This window comes from Mycolicibacterium moriokaense (assembly GCF_010726085.1).
GTDB classification, from domain to species: domain Bacteria; phylum Actinomycetota; class Actinomycetes; order Mycobacteriales; family Mycobacteriaceae; genus Mycobacterium; species Mycobacterium moriokaense.
Map to the genome: position 1 here is coordinate 717,228 of NZ_AP022560.1, position 17,349 is coordinate 734,576.

General features: G+C 67.5%; 13 protein-coding genes. 8 read left to right on the plus strand and 5 right to left on the minus strand.

The genetic code is table 11. The annotated features are described in order from the left end of the window. Positions 1 to 8: 8 nt before the first annotated feature. On the minus strand, positions 9 to 947 hold the full coding sequence (locus G6N43_RS03420; RefSeq protein ID WP_083157240.1) for an amidohydrolase family protein: 939 nt from the start codon (positions 945 to 947) through the stop codon (positions 9 to 11). 131 nt (positions 948 to 1,078) lie between these two features. Between G6N43_RS03420 and G6N43_RS03425 the strand changes: the two genes are divergently transcribed. Next, positions 1,079 to 1,852, plus strand: a complete 774-nt coding sequence (locus G6N43_RS03425) for a class I SAM-dependent methyltransferase (protein ID WP_234810303.1) — start codon at positions 1,079 to 1,081, stop codon at positions 1,850 to 1,852. Between the two features lies 1 nt (position 1,853). Here G6N43_RS03425 and G6N43_RS03430 read toward each other — a convergent pair whose 3' ends face one another. After that, a complete protein-coding gene (locus tag G6N43_RS03430) occupies positions 1,854 to 2,510 on the minus strand; it encodes an enoyl-CoA hydratase-related protein (protein ID WP_083157238.1) in 657 nt (218 codons plus the stop codon). Positions 2,511 to 2,551: 41 nt separating this feature from the next. Here G6N43_RS03430 and G6N43_RS03435 point away from each other — a divergent pair, with 41 nt between their 5' ends. Further along, positions 2,552 to 3,931 carry an NAD(P)/FAD-dependent oxidoreductase gene (locus tag G6N43_RS03435; protein ID WP_083157237.1) on the plus strand — a complete coding sequence of 460 codons (1,380 nt, stop codon included), beginning with the start codon at positions 2,552 to 2,554 and terminating at the stop codon, positions 3,929 to 3,931. Positions 3,932 to 3,934: 3 nt separating this feature from the next. Here G6N43_RS03435 and G6N43_RS03440 read toward each other — a convergent pair whose 3' ends face one another. Continuing rightward, positions 3,935 to 4,405, minus strand: coding sequence for an SRPBCC family protein (locus G6N43_RS03440; RefSeq protein ID WP_083157236.1), 471 nt, complete (start codon positions 4,403 to 4,405; stop codon positions 3,935 to 3,937). Positions 4,406 to 4,464: 59 nt separating this feature from the next. Between G6N43_RS03440 and G6N43_RS03445 the strand changes: the two genes are divergently transcribed. The 3 genes from G6N43_RS03445 to G6N43_RS03455 all read left to right on the plus strand — a co-directional run bounded on the left by G6N43_RS03445 (position 4,465) and on the right by G6N43_RS03455 (position 6,394). Then, positions 4,465 to 4,839, plus strand: a complete 375-nt coding sequence (locus tag G6N43_RS03445) for a DUF427 domain-containing protein (protein ID WP_083157235.1) — start codon at positions 4,465 to 4,467, stop codon at positions 4,837 to 4,839. Between the two features lie 9 nt (positions 4,840 to 4,848). Then, the gene (locus G6N43_RS03450; protein WP_083157234.1) at positions 4,849 to 5,760 is read left to right on the plus strand and encodes a DNA-3-methyladenine glycosylase family protein; all 912 of its coding nucleotides are present in this window, start codon (positions 4,849 to 4,851) and stop codon (positions 5,758 to 5,760) included. Positions 5,761 to 5,839: 79 nt separating this feature from the next. Continuing rightward, positions 5,840 to 6,394, plus strand: a complete 555-nt coding sequence (locus G6N43_RS03455; protein ID WP_083157233.1) for a Dps family protein — start codon at positions 5,840 to 5,842, stop codon at positions 6,392 to 6,394. On the opposite strand, the gene G6N43_RS03460 is transcribed toward G6N43_RS03455, so the two are convergent. Both G6N43_RS03460 and G6N43_RS03465 read right to left on the minus strand, forming a co-directional pair. After that, the gene (locus G6N43_RS03460; RefSeq protein WP_083157232.1) at positions 6,395 to 7,459 is read right to left on the minus strand and encodes a cupin domain-containing protein; all 1,065 of its coding nucleotides are present in this window, start codon (positions 7,457 to 7,459) and stop codon (positions 6,395 to 6,397) included. A 75-nt stretch (positions 7,460 to 7,534) separates the two neighbouring features. Further along, positions 7,535 to 8,338: a PaaI family thioesterase gene (locus G6N43_RS03465; RefSeq protein ID WP_083157231.1), complete on the minus strand. Its 804-nt coding sequence runs from the start codon at positions 8,336 to 8,338 to the stop codon at positions 7,535 to 7,537. Positions 8,339 to 8,401: 63 nt separating this feature from the next. Here G6N43_RS03465 and G6N43_RS03470 point away from each other — a divergent pair, with 63 nt between their 5' ends. The 3 genes from G6N43_RS03470 (at position 8,402) to G6N43_RS03480 (ending at position 16,910) form a co-directional block, all read left to right on the plus strand. Further along, positions 8,402 to 10,456 carry a heavy metal translocating P-type ATPase gene (locus G6N43_RS03470; protein ID WP_083157230.1) on the plus strand — a complete coding sequence of 685 codons (2,055 nt, stop codon included), beginning with the start codon at positions 8,402 to 8,404 and terminating at the stop codon, positions 10,454 to 10,456. Positions 10,457 to 10,870: 414 nt separating this feature from the next. Further along, entirely contained in the window at positions 10,871 to 15,451 is a 4,581-nt protein-coding gene (gene gltB, locus G6N43_RS03475; RefSeq protein ID WP_083157229.1) for a glutamate synthase large subunit, read from the plus strand. After that, the gene (locus G6N43_RS03480) at positions 15,444 to 16,910 is read left to right on the plus strand and encodes a glutamate synthase subunit beta (protein WP_083157228.1); all 1,467 of its coding nucleotides are present in this window, start codon (positions 15,444 to 15,446) and stop codon (positions 16,908 to 16,910) included. Before gltB ends, G6N43_RS03480 begins: the two co-directional genes overlap by 8 nt. Positions 16,911 to 17,349: the final 439 nt, after the last annotated feature.

Sequence of the window (17,349 nt, forward strand, 5' to 3'; positions counted from 1 at the left end):
ATGGCCGCCTAGGTGAGGTGGAACAGCGCCATGGCGTTCGCGTCGAGGATCGCGTGCGCCTCGCCGGGGTCGGCCACCTCCATCACGTAGTCGACTGCGCGCACGAAGGTGTCGCCGTCCTCGTAGGGGAAGTCAGTACCGAGCAGAATCCGGTCAGCGCCGAAAGAGTCTATGGCGCAACGCAAAGCGGGGCCGTGGCAATGGGTGACGGTGTCGAACCACAGCCGGTGCACGGCCTGGCTCGGCGGCTCCGGGGTGTCGGGTGCCTCCCATACGAGGTGATCGTCGGCCCGCCGCGTGAACATCGGCAGTGCGCCGCCCAGATGTGAGCAGATGATCTTCACCCCGGGGTACTTCTGCAGGTGCCCGGAGGTGATCAGCTGCATCGCCGCGATGGTGTCCTCGAACGGCGCACCGACCATCCACGTGATGTTGTGATCGGTGACCAGCGGTGAGCAGGCGCCGTTGCCCGCCGGGTGCAGATACAGCACCGCGTTGCGGGAGTCGAGTTCGGCGAAGATCGGCTCGAAGTCCGGATCGGTGATCGCGCGGCCGAGCACACTGGTGTTCATCGTGACACCGACCATGCCCAATTCATCTAGGGCACGGTTTATTTCGGCGATCGAGGCGTCGATGTGCGGCATCGGGGTGGCCGCGAACGCGCGGAAGCGGTCGGGATGCGCGGAGACCAGCGCGACGTACTCGTCGTTGACCCGGCGGGCCGCGGCGACGGCCCCGTCGGCGTCGGCGGAGTACGGCAACTGCGGGGCGGCCGAGAGCACCTGCAGATCGACACCCGCACGGTCCATCAACCGCAGCCGCGCATTGACCTCGTCGCCGTCGCCCGCGCCGATCCCGCGCTGGGTGGCGGTGTCGCTTTTGCCGAGACCGGCGAGCAGGTCCAGATAGGCCTCGGTCCAATAATGGGCGTGCACGTCGATCCGCATGTATGTCAACGCTATTCGTTGAACGCCACGCCGTACAGTGTTCAGCCGTTGGCGGTTCGGATCGCGGCGAGTCTAGCCTCGGATGTGTGGGCGAGAAACTGCACGTCGACCTGTCGGGTGCACCGCAGACCATGCTGGCCACCGTCTACGCCAAGGCGCTGGACGCCGACCTGTCGAAGCCGATACTGGGCGACAGGTGGGCCAAGGACATCGTCGACCGCATCGACTACGACTGGTCGAAGACGACGATCACCAAAGCCAATTCGCCGTCGGTCACGACCCGCAGCGCCCACTTCGACCACTGGGCCAGGCAGTTTTTGGCGGTCAATCCCGAAGCGACGGTTCTGCACCTCGGCTGCGGCCTGGACGCACGTGCCTTCCGGCTGGATCCCGGTCCCGGGGTCGAGTGGTACGACGTCGACTATCCCGACGTCGCCGACCTGCGCAGGCAACTCTTCCCGAGTCGGGACCACTACCACGTCGTCGCCGCATCGGTGACCGATCCGGCGTGGCTGGCCGACGTGCGCTCGGACCGGCCGACGCTGATGATCGCCGAGGGGCTGACCATGTACCTCACCGAATCCGACGGTGTCGCCCTGTTTCGGCGCATTGTCGACGCCTTCCCATCCGGGGAACTGCAGTTCGACGCGTTCAACCGGCTGGGCATCCGGTCGCAGTGGCTCAACGCGGTGGTCCGCCGGTCCGGGGCGACGCTCTATTGGGCGATCAACGGACCCGACGACATCGTGGACGTTGTTCCTGGTGTGCGGCTGCTGGCTTTCCAATCGCCGTTCGACTCCGCGTCGTTCGCAGAGGTCGCCTGGTACTACCGTGCGATGGCAGCCGTGATGTCGCTGGCACCGGCCCTGCGGTACATGGCGCAATACCACCGCTACGCGTTCTGAGTCAGCTGGTCTTCAACTCGGCGATGACCTCGGCGTAGAGGCGGGCCTTGATCGCCCCGAACACCGCGCCCGCCTTCGGGGCGAGCGCCTCGGCCCGCGCGACCGCGGTACCGAGCACCTCACCTTCGCCCGCTGTGGCCGCCACGATGCCTGCCCGCTGCGCGTCCTCACCGCCGTAGCGGCGTGCGGTCGTCATCGCCTCGTGCGCCGTGGCGCTCGGCAGCCGCGACCGAATGAGCGCATTCATGCCCGCGGTGAACGGAATGCCCAGATCGACCTCGGGCAGGCAGAAGTAACCCCGGTCGGCGCGCATCACGATCTGGTCGTGTGCCAGCGTCAGCATCGCGCCCGCGGCGAACGCGTGGCCCTGCACCGCGGCGATGATCGGTGCGGGAAACGCCAGCACGCGCGCGAACAACGCGTGGACGTCGTTCAGGTTCGCCTCGGCGGCGTCCGGGTTGGCGGCCATGAAGTCCAAATCCAGTCCGTTGGAGTAGAACTTGCCGACACCCGTTGTGACGACCGCCTTGGCGCCGTCGGCGGCCTCGACCTCGTCGAGCGCGGCGTTGATGGCGGCCAGCCGATCCGGGTGAAAGCGGTTCTCGTCGTCGCCAAGCGTCAACACGAAAACCGCGCCTGTGCGGTCGAGGCCGGTCATCTGCCGATTAGACCACTGGCCGGCCCTGCCAGAATCAGAAGGTGTCAACTGTCAGTCCTGTCAACGGCCGCATCTCGCACTGGTACGACCAGCTTCCCGCCGTCCGTCCAGCGCTCCCGGGTGACCGCGACGCCGACGTCTGCATCGTCGGCGCCGGCTACACCGGGCTGTGGACGGCGTACTACCTGAAACGCGCCGACCCGACGTTGCGCATCGTCGTGGTGGAGGGACGGTTCGCCGGGTTCGGCGCGTCGGGCCGCAACGGGGGGTGGCTGTCGGGGCTGGTGCCCGGCGATCGCAACCGGATGGCGAAGCAGTACGGCCGGGAGAGCGTCCTGGCCTGGCAGCAGGCCCTCAACGACGCGGTGGATGAGGTCATCGATGTCACCGAACGTGAAGGTATCGACGCGGGCATCGTCAAGGGCGGCACACTGCACGTGGCCCGCAACCGCGCCCAGGCGTCGAGGCTGGCGGCCGAGGTCGAAGAAGAACGGTCCTGGAAGGTCGACGGAATCGCCGAGCTGACGAAAGAGGAGTCGGCGCAACGTATTCGGATCGACGGCGTGGTGTCGGCCTATCACAACCCGCACTGCGCACGGATTCAGCCGGCCCATCTCGTGCGCGGCCTGGCCGACACGGTCGAACGGCTCGGCGTCGACCTCTACGAACGAACACCGGCAATCGAGATCGGGCCGGGGCGGGTCAGGACCCCACTGGGCACCGTCCGCGCGCCCGTCGTGTTGCGCGCCCCGGAGGGCTTCACCGCCAAGCTGCCGGGGCTGCGCAGGCGCTGGCTTCCGATGAACAGCTCGATGATCGCGACAGAGCCGATCCCCCAGGAGATTTGGGAGACGATCGGCTGGCAGGGTCGCGAGACGCTCGGCGACACCGCGCACGGCTTCTTCTACGCCCAACGCACCGTGGACGATCGCATCGCGATCGGTGGCCGAAGCGTGCCCTACCGCTTCGGCTCCCGCACCGATGTCGACGGCCGGGTGCCGGAACGCACCATCGTGCATCTCACCTCCGTGCTGCACGCGGCGCTGCCGCAGACCCGCGACATCCCGATCGCGCACGCGTGGTGCGGTGTGCTGGCCGTGCCGCGCGACTGGGAGGCATGCGTAACCTTCGACAAGGTAACGGGTTTGGGCGCGGCGGGTGGCTACGTCGGACACGGCGTCACCGCCACCAACCTGGCCGGCCGCACCCTGACCGACCTGGTGCTCGGACGGCAGACACCGCTCACCGAGCTGCCGTGGGTCGGCCACCGATCACGCGACTGGGAACCCGAGCCGTTGCGATGGATCGGCGTACGCGGGATGTATCTGGCGTACAAGGCCGCCGACTGGCACGAGGCCCGCGGGATCAAGAGGACGTCGCCGATCGCCGTGGTCGCCGACAAGATCGCCGGCCGCCCCTGACAGCTACGCCCGTTCGGCGCGTTCCTTCAGCCGCTGCAGAGTCAGCTCGATGTGTTTGCCGTTGGCGCTGTCACGGTCGCGTACCCCTGTCGCGATGCCCGCAGGCGTGCGGAACCATCCGGGCCTCTTGTCCCAGGTGCGTTCGGTGACCGTGCACCCGCCGTCGGTGGCGGTGATGTCGTAGCGCCAGTGCGCGACGGGGATGACGAGGCTCTTCACGTCGAAGGCGAACGTCCGTCCCGGCTCGGCCTCGGTGACGGTGCAGGTGGTGGTCCACTTCCTGCTGCCCTGGCGATTGTGGCCCTTGAAGACGGCGCCGGGTGCGACACGGTCGCCCTTGTGCCACTGCATCGCGTTGACCTCCTCGGCCAGCGATGCGAGCGTGGACAGGTCGGTGATCAGCGCATATACCGTCGCCGGGTCGGCGGCGATGTCGGTTGAAGCCTCGGCGGTCGCGGGACCGTGTTCACTCATGCGGCGATCGTAGCCAGCGGCACCGGAATCCTGAGCGGTGCCGCCACGTTGGTCATCACATGAGCGATCGACCCGTCCTGGAGCCCACCGCGGCCCACCCCATCACAGTCGAGCCGACCGGTGCGCACGTCACCGTCAGCGTCAACGGTGAGGTGGTGGCCGAGACCGACAACGCGCTGACCCTGCAGGAGTCGACGTATCCCGCTGTCCAGTACATCCCGAGGGGCGACGTCGTGGCCTCGGTTCTGCGCGAGAGCGACACACAGACGTACTGCCCGTACAAGGGCGAGGCGAGCTACTACCACGTCGTCACCAAAGGCGGGGACACCGTCGAGGACGCGATCTGGACATACGAGGCGCCCTACCCCGCAGTGGCCGCGATCGCCGGTCATCTGGCGTTCTATCCGGACAAGGCTGTCGTCTCGGTCGCATAGCCTGATCGGGTGTACCGCTCGGTCAGCGTCGTCTTCGCGGGTCCGGCCAGTCCGGGACTGACGTTGTCGCCGCTGCGCCGCGGCCGTGCCGACCCGTGCTACCACGACTCCGCCGACGGCGCGATCTGGCGCACCAGCCTGATGCGCAGCGGCCCCGTCACGGCTCGCATCACGAAATCCGCACCCGACACCGTGGAGTGTGAGGCTTGGGGCTGCGGCGCAACGGAATTCACCGAATCTTTGCCGCGCCAGCTCGGGTATGACGACGACGCGTCGGACTTCGTTCCTGCCGAGCCGACGATCGCCGCCGCCCATCGACGGGTCCCGTACCTGCGGTTGGGCCGCACCGACCGGGTGCTCGAGGCGCTTGTTCCTGCGGTGCTGGAACAGCGGGTCTACGGCAAGGACGCCCGGCGGGCGTGGCGGTCGCTGGTCACGAAGTACGGGGCGCCCGCGCCCGGTCCTGCGCCCACGCACATGCGGGTGCCGCCGACGGCCGAGGTGTGGCGGCGCATCCCGTCGTGGGAGTTTCACCTCGCCAACGTCGACCCCGGCCGCGCCCGCACGATCGTGGGCTGCGCCCAGCGGGCCGACTCGCTGGAACGGCTGGCCGGTCGCCCGCCGGCGCAGGCGCGAGCGGCGCTGATGTCGCTGCCCGGCGTGGGAGAGTGGACCGCGGCCGAGATCGCGCAGCGCGCGTTCGGGGATGCCGACGCGCTGTCGGTGGGCGACTTCCATCTGGCCAAGATGATCGGCTGGAGCCTGCTCGGACATCCGATCGACGATCCCGCGATGGTCGAGCTGCTCGAGCCACTGCGCCCGCACCGCCACCGCGCGGTCCGGCTCTTGGAAGTCAGTGGTCTTGCGGTGAATCCGCGATTCGGCCCGAGGCAGGCGATACCGAAGCTCGCCGATATGTGACGGGCATTCCATCTGGGGTTTTGCGTCGAGGCATGCGGGTACACGTCGCGGGAGATCGATTACGCGAAGGAGCCATTCGATGACTGCGTTCACCATTCCCGGACTGTCCGACAAGCAGGGCGCCGAGGTCGCTGAGATTTTGCAGAAGGCACTCAGCAGGTACAACGACCTACACCTGACGCTCAAGCACGTGCACTGGAACGTCGTGGGACCGAACTTCATCGGCGTGCACGAGATGATCGACCCGCAGGTCGAACTCGTCCGCGGATACGCCGACGACGTCGCCGAGCGGATCGCGGCGCTGGGCGCCTCACCCAAGGGCACACCGGGAGCGATCATCAACGACCGCACCTGGGACGACTACTCGGTCGAGCGCGACACGGTGCAGGCGCATCTTGCGGCGCTGGACCTGGTGTACACGGGCGTAATCGAGGACACCCGTAAGGCCATCGACCGCCTCGAGGACCTCGACCTGGTCTCGCAGGACCTGTTCATCAGCCAGGCGGGCGAACTGGAGAAGTTCCAGTGGTTCGTCCGTGCGCACCTCGAGAACTCGGGCGGCAAGCTGGCCAACGCGGGCGCCAAGACGGAGAAGGCCGCCGCGGGCCGGGCGAAGAAGTCCTCGGCCAAGTAGCTAACCGGCCGCGACCGGATCCACCGGATTGCACCGGTTGACGATCAACGGGTCGGTCTTGGTGAACGGGAAGGCGGGCAGGTCGTCGATGTGCATGTTGAACGTCGCGGCCAGCACCTCCCTGGAGTACGCGCTCGCCGAGGCGCGGTAACCGATGTCGCCGGGCATCGGCTGATCGAAGAAGATCGCGAAGTGGATGTCCGGTGCATCGACGACCTCGATGTGGTGCGGGTAGGCGCGCGGGATGAAGTACACGTCGCCCTCCCTGAGGTAGTACGTGTCTAGGGACCCGTCGGGGCCCATCACGGTCATGCGCCCGGAACCCTTGTGGACGTAGCCCATTTCGGCGGTGATGGGATGCCAATGCGGTTCACGCATACCGTCTTCGCGGATCCGTAGCGAGTACATCGATATGTCCTTGAGCGCCGGCCAGTACTGCGCGCGGGCCAGCCGTGCCGAACCGACCGCGACGCCGATCGCAGGGCTCTGCGCCTCGACGGCGAACTTGTGCGGATCGTCGAACCGCGCCGTCGACGGAATCTCGGGATCCCCTGCGCGGGCGGCGAACTTTCGGTCGGTGGTGTCGCGGCGCATCTTGGCGAAGTCGGCGGCGGGCAGATCATAGGTGTTGCCCAGCACGGCGTCGGTCATCGCGCCGAGAGACGCTGCCAGACCGAAGTCTTCGGGACGCTCGCTGCGGAACGCGAGGATGAACTCCGCCGGCTCCTCACCGATGTTCTCGATGTGGTGCAGCGACCCGGAGTCGATGTGGAACATCTCGCCTGCCGAGATCGTGAAGCTGGAGAACTTGGAGTAGCTGTCGAGCACCGACACCAGCGAGGTGCCGGAGATGCAGTAGGTGAGCTCGGTGCAGTTGGCGTGCCAGTGCGGTGTGCGCATCGCGCCGGGGTTGATGACGGCCCGTTTGATCGACAGACCGGACAGGATCGGGAGTGTGTCGGCGGTGACTCGGGTGAGCGACCCGAGGTCGTTCTGCTCGACGATTTCACCGTCGATCAACGAGGTGGCGTGAAGAAGGGGTGTCCTGGGCGCCGTTGAGGTCATGCCACATGCTTACGTCGAAACCCCCGTCTTGCAGACTTCTTCTCGAACTTTTCCTGAGATCGTGGATTTCGACGGTCAGGCGTACGCGGTGAGCCGTGCGACGATGGCCGCCTTACCGTCGGGACCGATGGCCTGCGCCTCGCCGATACCGCTGCGACGTCCCACCCGTAAAGCCGTTCCGACATAACGCGATTCGGGGCTGCCGACGAACTGGCGGATGTAGTTCACCCGCAGCGACGCGGTCCGCAGCGGCTGGTCCTCGCGGCCCTCGTTGATCGCGGCGGAGGCTACCAACTCGAGTGCCATGGCGGACACGCCGCCGTGCACGATGCCGAGGCTGTTGTTCAGCACCGGGTCAGCCAGTTGCTGAAGGACCTTCGCCGCACCGCCGCTCTCGGCGACCCGGACCGCCATCCGATCGCTCAGCGTGCCGGGCGGCAACGGACCGGTCGGACCGTCGGGGAACTCGGCGAGGTCTCCCGGCGCGCTGATGTAGAACGACCGCACGGTGGCGGTGGCCAGCGTGACGTCTCGGTGGGTGAACTCGCAGAGCGCAAGGGCGACGTCGCTCTTCACGCCGAACGGTTTCGACGTCGCCGCCACGGGTACGTCGGGCGCCTCGGCGATGACGTCGACCGCATCCGGGCGGACCTCGAGCGACAGCTCACTGGAGAGCGTCCACTCGCCGTCGGCGCGACGGCGGTGGTTGACCAGGCCGCCGACATGGTCGACGAGCATCGCCAAGGGGGCGATCGTCAAGGCGCCGGTCAGCGGATTGAACATCTGCCCGGCGGGGATGGACGCGACACAACCGTCGGGGCCGTCGGACGACGTCACGATGCCGAAGCGGCCCAACGGGGTGTTCAACGGGTGTGACATCGCGATACAGCGTGACGGGCGACCCCTGGCCTATATACCCCCCTGGGGTATATACTCATCGCCATGACCGAGCTTGGCCACACACAGCACCAGATGTCCACCGGTCATGAGGACCACGAAGGCCGCAGCGGTCATGCGGCACACGGCGATCACGTCGCCGCGTTCCGGCGGCTGTTCTGGGTGATGCTCGTGCTGGCCGTGCCGACGGTCGCGTTCTCGCCGATGTTCGCGATGATCCTCGGCTACACCGTCCCGCAGTTCCCCGGCGCGCAATGGGTGTCCCCGGTGCTCGGCACGGTGATGTACGCGTGGGGTGGCCGACCGTTCCTCACCGGCGCTGTCAGCGAAATCCGTTCTCGCGCACCGGGAATGATGCTTCTGATCGGGCTGGCCATCACCGTGGCGTTCGTCTCGTCGTGGGGGGCCAGTCTCGGCCTGCTGCACCACCAGCTGGACTTCTGGTGGGAGCTGGCGCTGTTGATCGTCATCATGCTGCTGGGCCACTGGATCGAGATGCGGTCGCTGGCGCAGACCACCTCGGCGCTGGACTCGCTCGCCGCACTGCTGCCCGACGAGGCCGAGCGTGTGGTCGGCGATGCCACCGAGACCGTCGCGCCGTCGGAGCTGCGCGTCGGCGACGTGGTGGTCGTGCGGCCAGGCGGCAGCGTCCCCGCCGACGGCGAGATCGTGGACGGAACCGCGGACGTCGACGAGTCGATGGTGACCGGCGAGTCCCGTCCCGTGCGCCGCGGCATAGGCGACCACGTCGTCGCGGGCACCGTCGCCACCGATTCCGGCCTGCGCGTGCGGGTGACCGCCGTCGGCGACGACACCGCGCTGGCGGGCATCCAGCGACTGGTCACCGAGGCGCAGAACTCGTCGTCGCGGGCGCAGCGGATCGCGGATACGGCGGCCGGCTGGCTGTTCTGGTTCGCGCTGGGGGTTGCGGTCGTCACCGCCGCCGTATGGGGCCTGCTGGGCCAGCCCCAGGAGGCCGTGGTGCGCACCATCACGGTGCTGGTGATCGCCTGCCCGCACGCGCTGGGGCTGGCGATCCCGCTGGTGGTGTCCATCGCGACCGAACGCGCCGCGCGCGGCGGCGTCCTGATCAAGGACCGGCTGGCTCTGGAGAGCATGCGCACCGTCGGCGCGGTGCTGTTCGACAAGACGGGGACGCTGACCAAGGGTGAGCCCACGGTCACCGCGATCGCCGCCGGCTCGGGCCGCGCGCAGGACGACGTGCTGGCGCTGGCCGCGGCCGCGGAGGCCGACTCGGAGCATCCGCTGGCCCACGCGATCGTCGAGGCCGCCCGCAGACGAGAGCTGGCGATCCCCCGGTCGTCGGGGTTCAGCTCGTCGCCTGCGGTCGGGGTCGAGGCGGTGGTGGACGGGCAGCGGGTCCGGGTCGGCGGCCCCCGCCTGCTCGACGAGGCCGGGCAGGACGAGCTGCCCGACGTGCTGCCGTGGCGCGACGAGGGCGCGATCGTGCTGCATGTGCTCGTCGACGGCGTGGTGGCCGGGGCGCTCAAGCTGGCCGATGAGGTGCGTCCGGAGTCCCGTCAGGCCGTCGACGCACTGCACCGGGTGGGCATCGAGGTGGTGATGATCACAGGCGACGCCGAGTCGGTGGCCCGATCGGTGGCCGACGATCTCGGCATCGACCGCGTGTTCGCAGGTGTGCGGCCCGAAGACAAGGCCGCGAAGGTGGCCGAGCTCCAGCAGGAGGGGTTGAAGGTGGCGTTCGTCGGCGACGGCGTCAACGACGCTCCTGCGCTCGCGCAGGCGGACGTGGGCATCGCGATCGGCGCGGGCACCGACGTGGCGATCGCCTCTGCCGGTGTGATTCTCGCGAGCTCGGACCCGCGGTCGGTGCTCTCGGTCATCGCGCTGTCCAAGGCGACCTACCGCAAGATGAAGCAGAACCTTTGGTGGGCAGCGGGATACAACCTGATCTCGGTGCCGCTGGCGGCGGGTGTGCTGGCGCCGATCGGGTTCGTGATGCCGATGTCGGTCGGTGCGATCTTGATGTCAGCCTCGACCGTGGTGGTGGCGGCCAACGCCCAGTTGCTGCGCAGGCTGGACCTTCGCCCCGAGGTGAGTGTGCGGGCCGTTCTCTAAGAATCTGGCTAGGCTTTGTGCAAACTTGTTTGAACCCGGCGGCGCTGGGTAAACCCCTAAGCTTGTGTTTCAGCAAACAAGTGAGGCGAGGTATCGGTAGGGGTGACTTGTTTCGCAATGTGGATGCCATTCGGGCGCTTGGCCGAAATGCCAATGGGAACAACGCGTTTCGGTGCATTTCGCCGCCCGCCTCGGCCGCTCCGCGGGCACGCGGAGACCTGGCGGTTAGGGCGTCCTAAGTTGGCATGTCACGCCTCGTTTGTCATATCGTTTTGTCCACTTGTGGCGAGTGGGAATTTGGGCCGTCGTTCAGTGCTGCACGAAGGAACCTCCCTCGCCGGAACGGCAAGAAGGCCGTCGTCGATGGTTGGCCAGCGGAATCTTCGTTAGGCGTGCGGAAAAGGGTAGGTGGGAATGGCGCCCAGCAGTCAAGGGCTGTACAACCCCGCGTTCGAGCATGACGCGTGTGGCGTGGCCATGGTCGCGGACATGTACGGCCGCCGCAGCCGCGACATCGTCGACAAGGCGATCACGGCGCTGGTGAACCTCGAGCACCGCGGTGCTCAGGGCGCGGAGCCCCACACCGGCGACGGTGCGGGCATCCTGATACAGGTCCCCGACGAGTTCCTGCGCGCGGTCGTCGACTTCGACCTGCCCGAGTACGGCAGCTACGCGACCGGCATCGCCTTCCTCCCGCAGTCCGCCAAGGACGCCGCCACCGCCTGCGAAGCGGTCGAGAAGATCGCCGAGGCCGAGGGCCTCGAGGTGCTGGGCTGGCGCGAGCTCCCCACCGACGACTCGTCGCTGGGCGCCCTGGCCCGCGACGCGATGCCGACCTTCCGCCAGGTGTTCCTCGCCGGGGCGTCGGGCATGGAGCTGGAGCGCCGCGCCTACGTGGTGCGTAAGCGCGCCGAGCACGAACTCGGCACCAAGGGGCCCGGTCAGGATGGCCCCGGACGCGAAACCGTCTATTTCCCAAGCCTTTCCGGGCAGACCTTCGTTTACAAGGGCATGCTGACCACGCCGCAGCTCAAGGCGTTCTACCTGGATCTGCAGGACGAACGGCTCACCAGCGCGCTGGGCATCGTGCACTCGCGGTTCTCGACCAACACGTTCCCGTCTTGGCCGCTGGCCCATCCGTTCCGGCGCATCGCCCACAACGGCGAGATCAACACCGTGACCGGCAACGAGAACTGGATGCGCGCACGTGAGGCGCTGATCAAGACCGACGTCTTCGGCGCGCAGGGCCTCGACAAGATCGTTCCGGTGTGTACCCCGGGCGCGTCGGACACCGCCCGTTTCGACGAGGTGCTCGAATTGCTGCACCTCGGCGGCCGCAGCCTGCCGCATGCGGTGCTGATGATGATCCCGGAGGCCTGGGAGCGCAACGAGTCGATGGACCCGGCCCGGCGGGCGTTCTACGAGTACCACGCGTCGCTGATGGAGCCGTGGGACGGCCCCGCGTCGATGACGTTCACCGACGGCACCGTGATCGGCGCGGTCCTGGACCGCAACGGCCTGCGTCCGTCGCGCATCTGGGTCACCAAGGACGGCCTCGTCGTGATGGCCTCCGAGGCCGGCGTGCTGAATCTGGACCCGTCGACCGTCGTGAAGAAGATGCGCCTGCAGCCCGGCAGGATGTTCCTGGTCGACACCGCGCAGGGCCGCATCGTCGACGACGAGGAGATCAAGGCTGAACTCGCCGCCGAACATCCGTACCAGGAGTGGCTGGACGCCGGTCTGTTCAAGATCGAGGACCTACCCGCCGGTGACTACGTGCGGATGCCGCATCACCGAGTCGTGTTGCGCCAGCAGGCTTTCGGCTACACCTACGAAGAGCTGAACCTGCTCGTCGCCCCGATGGCGCGCACCGGGGCCGAGCCGCTCGGCTCGATGGGCACCGACACCCCGGTTGCCGTGTTGTCCCAGCGGCCGCGGATGCTCTACGACTACTTCCAGCAGCTGTTCGCTCAGGTCACCAACCCGCCGCTGGACGCCATCCGCGAAGAGGTGGTGACCAGCCTGCAGGGCACCGTCGGGCCGGAGGGCGACCTGCTCAATCCGGGCCCCGACTCGTGCCGCCAGATCGTGCTGCCGCAGCCGATCCTGCGCAACGCCGAATTGTCGAAGCTGATCTGCGTTGACCCCGACCACGAGATCCGCGGCCACAAGCATGGTCTGCGTGCGGCCGTCATCCGCTGTCTCTACCCGGTGAACCGCGGGGGACAGGGGCTCAAGGAGGCACTCGACAACGTCCGGGCCAAGGTCTCGGAGGCCATTCGCGAAGGTGCGCGCATCATCGTGCTGTCCGACCGCGAGTCCAACGAGCAGATGGCGCCCATCCCGTCGCTGCTGAGCGTCTCGGCCGTCCATCACCACCTGGTGCGCGACCGGACCCGCACCCAGGTTGGGCTCGTCGTCGAGAGCGGCGACGCCCGCGAGGTCCACCACATGGCGTGCCTGGTCGGCTTCGGCGCCGCCGCCATCAACCCCTACATGGCGTTCGAGTCGATCGAGGACATGGTCGACCGCGGCGTGATCTCGGGTATCTCCAGCGACCAGGCCAAGGCCAACTACGTCAAGGCCGCGGGCAAGGGTGTGCTGAAGGTGATGTCCAAGATGGGCATCTCCACCCTGGCGTCCTACACCGGAGCGCAGCTGTTCCAGGCCATCGGCATCAGCCAGCAGGTGCTCGACGAGTACTTCACGGGCCTGACGTGCCCCGTCGGCGGCATCGACCTCGACGACATCGCCGACGACGTCGCCGCGCGCCATGCGCTGGCGTATCTGGACCGGCCCGACGAGTGGGCGCACCGCGAGCTCGAGGTCGGCGGCGAGTACCAGTGGCGCCGCGAAGGCGAGTACCACCTGTTCAACCCGGACACGGTGTTCAAGCTGCAGCACTCGACGCGCACCGGCCAGTACTCGATCTTCAAGGAGTACACCAAGCTGGTCGACGATCAGAGCGAGCGGATGGCCTCGCTGCGCGGTCTGCTGAAGTTCAAGGAGGGCGAACGTCCGCCCGTGCCGCTCGACGAGGTCGAGCCGGCCAGCGAGATCGTCAAGCGCTTCTCCACCGGTGCGATGAGCTACGGCTCGATCTCGGCGGAAGCCCACGAGACGCTGGCCATCGCGATGAACCGCCTTGGCGCACGGTCGAATTCGGGTGAGGGCGGTGAGCACGTCAACCGCTTCGACCGCGAGGAGAACGGCGACTGGCGGCGCAGCGCCATCAAGCAGGTGGCGTCCGGCCGCTTCGGTGTCACCAGCCACTACCTGACCAACTGCACCGACATCCAGATCAAGATGGCCCAGGGTGCGAAACCTGGTGAGGGCGGGCAGCTTCCGGGCAACAAGGTGTACCCGTGGGTGGCCGAGGTCCGGCACTCGACGCCAGGCGTCGGGCTGATCTCCCCGCCGCCGCACCACGACATCTACTCGATCGAGGATCTCGCGCAGCTGATCCACGACCTGAAGAACTCCAACCCGCAGGCGCGCGTGCACGTCAAGCTGGTGAGCGAGAACGGCGTCGGCACCGTCGCGGCGGGCGTGTCGAAGGCGCATGCCGACGTCGTGCTGATCTCCGGCCACGACGGCGGCACCGGTGCGACCCCGCTGACCTCGATGAAGCATGCGGGCGCGCCATGGGAACTCGGCCTGGCCGAAACCCAGCAGACGTTGCTGCTCAACGGTCTTCGCGATCGAATCGTGGTGCAGGTCGACGGTCAGCTCAAAACGGGTCGCGATGTGGTCATCGCCGCCCTGCTCGGTGCCGAGGAGTTCGGTTTCGCCACCGCACCCCTGGTGGTGTCGGGCTGCGTCATGATGCGCGTCTGCCACCTCGACACCTGCCCCGTCGGCGTGGCCACCCAGAACCCGGTGCTGCGCCAGCGGTTCACCGGCAAGCCCGAGTTCGTCGAGAACTTCTTCATGTTCATCGCCGAAGAGGTCCGGGAGTTGATGGCCCAGTTGGGCTTCCGGACGGTCAACGAGATGGTAGGTCAGGTCGGCGCGCTCGACACGACGCAGGCGGCTGAGCACTGGAAGGCGCACAAGCTGGACCTGTCGCCGGTGCTGCACGAGCCCGAGTCGGCCTTCATGAACCAGGACCTCTACTGCAGCTCGCGTCAGGATCACGGTCTGGACAAGGCGCTGGACCAGCAGCTGATCGTGATGTGCCGGGAGGCGCTGGATTCCGGTTCGCCGGTCCGTTTTTCTACAACAATCGCCAACGTCAACCGCACCGTCGGCACCATGCTCGGCCACGAGGTGACCAAAGCCTATGGCGGTCAGGGGCTTCCGGACGGCACCATCGACATCACCTTTGACGGTTCCGCGGGCAACAGCTTCGGCGCCTTCGTGCCGAAGGGCATCACGCTTCGGGTGTACGGCGACGCCAACGACTACGTCGGCAAGGGCTTGTCGGGCGGACGGATCGTGGTGCGCCCGTCGGACAACGCGCCCGAGGACTACGTCGCCGAGGACAACATCATCGCGGGCAACGTGATCCTGTTCGGTGCCACCAGCGGTGAGGCGTTCATCCGCGGGCAGGTCGGCGAACGGTTCGCCGTCCGCAACTCCGGCGCCCACGCTGTCGTCGAGGGCGTCGGTGACCACGGCTGCGAGTACATGACCGGCGGCAAGATCGCGATCCTCGGTCCGACCGGGCGCAACTTCGCGGCGGGCATGTCCGGCGGTATCGCCTACGTCTACGACCCGGACAACAAGCTGCCCGAGAACCTGAACGCCGAGATGGTGGAACTGGAGGGCCTCGACGACGAGGACCTCCAATGGCTGCAGGGCATGCTCCAAGCGCATGTCGACGCCACCGATTCCGCTGTCGGACAGCGTATTTTGAGCGACTGGAACAACACAGTGAAGCACTTCACCAAGGTCATGCCCCGCGACTTCAAGCGGGTCCTCGAGGCCATCGCCGAGGCCGAACGCACCGGCGAGGACGTCGACCAAGCGATCATGGCGGCCGCCGGTGGCTGATCCCCGCGGCTTTCTGAAGCACACCAAGCGCGAGACCCCGGCCCGACGGCCCGTCCCGCTGCGACTGCTCGACTGGAAAGAGGTCTACGAGGACTTCTCCCACGACACCCTGCGCGTGCAGGCGTCGCGCTGCATGGACTGCGGCATTCCGTTCTGCCACAACGGATGCCCGCTGGGGAACCTGATCCCTGAGTGGAACGACCTGGTGCGCAGCGACCGCTGGCGCGACGCGATCGAGCGGCTGCACGCCACCAACAACTTCCCCGAGTTCACCGGGCGGCTGTGCCCCGCACCGTGCGAAGGGTCCTGCGTCCTCGGCATCAACCAGGATCCGGTGACCATCAAGCAGGTCGAGGTCGAGATCATCGACAACGCCTTCGAGCAGGGTTGGGTCGTCCCGCTGCCGCCGCAGGTGCGGACCGGCAAGAAGGTCGCCGTCGTCGGCTCCGGGCCCGCCGGTCTTGCTGCGGCACAACAGCTCACACGTGCCGGCCATTCGGTCACGGTGTTCGAACGCGAGGACCGCATCGGCGGTCTGCTGCGATACGGCATCCCCGAGTTCAAGATGGAGAAGCGCCACATCGATCGGCGCCTCGAGCAGATGAAGGCCGAAGGCACCGAGTTCCGGCCGGGCGTGAACGTCGGCGTCGACATCACCGCCCAGCAGCTGCGCTCCGAGTTCGACGCCGTGGTGCTCGCCGGCGGCGCGACGGCCTGGCGTGATCTGCCCATCCCGGGACGGGAGCTCGACGGCATCCATCAGGCGATGGAGTTCCTGCCGTGGGCCAACCGCGTACAACACGGCGATGACGTCGTCGATGAGGACGGCCAGCCGCCGATCACCGCCAAGGGCAAGAAGGTCGTCATCATCGGTGGCGGCGACACCGGCGCGGACTGCCTGGGCACCTCGCATCGACAGGGCGCCGAGAGCGTGCACCAGTTCGAGATCATGCCGCGCCCGCCGGACGAGCGCGCCGATTCGACGCCGTGGCCGGTCTACCCGCTGATGTTCCGGGTGTCCTCGGCACACGAGGAGGGCGGCGAGCGCGTCTATTCGGTCAACACCGAGGAATTCCTCGGCAGTGAGGGCAAGGTGACGCATCTGCGCGGCCACGAGGTCGAGATGAGGGCGGGCAAGTTCGAGAAGATCGACGGCACCGACTTCGAGCTGGAGGCCGATCTCGTCCTGTTGGCGATGGGCTTCGTCGGCCCGCAGCGTGAGGGGTTGCTGACCGACCTCGGCGTCGAGTTCACCGACCGCGGAAACGTCGCGCGCGACAAGGACTTCGCGACGACGGTGCCCGGGGTCTTCGTGGCGGGCGATATGGGCCGGGGGCAGTCGCTCATCGTGTGGGCGATCGCCGAGGGCCGCGCCGCGGCCGCAGGCGTGGACCGCTACCTGATGGGCAAGACCGCGCTGCCCGCGCCTATCAAGCCGACGGCCGTCCCCCAGCGCTGACCGCGAGCAGACGCGAAACCCCGCGACACGCCGCGCAATGAGGGCGTGTCGCGTCTGCTCGCGCGACGGGTTGAGGAGGCGACCCGCGGCGGCGTCGTTTTGGGCCCCGGAGGGCACAATTGGAAGTCACTTCAGTAACATCAGCATCACTAGAAACAGCAGATTATTTACCGGCGCGCCTCGTTCAGTTTGCCAACTCTGCGGTATCTAATGACTGACAGAGGGCGTTGCGCTAGGGTAAGGCCCCGGGCAGCTAATCGGTATCGACGCAGGAGTCACTACTGTGTACCTCAACCGGATAACACGGTCTCGGGTGAACAGAATCGCCTGGTCATTGTTCCGCCATCCCCTGAAGAGCCGCGAGTTCCCGGCCAAGGCCGAGCGCCTTATCACGCCTGACGAGCTCCTCCGCTACGGCGTCTAGCGAACTTCGCAGGGA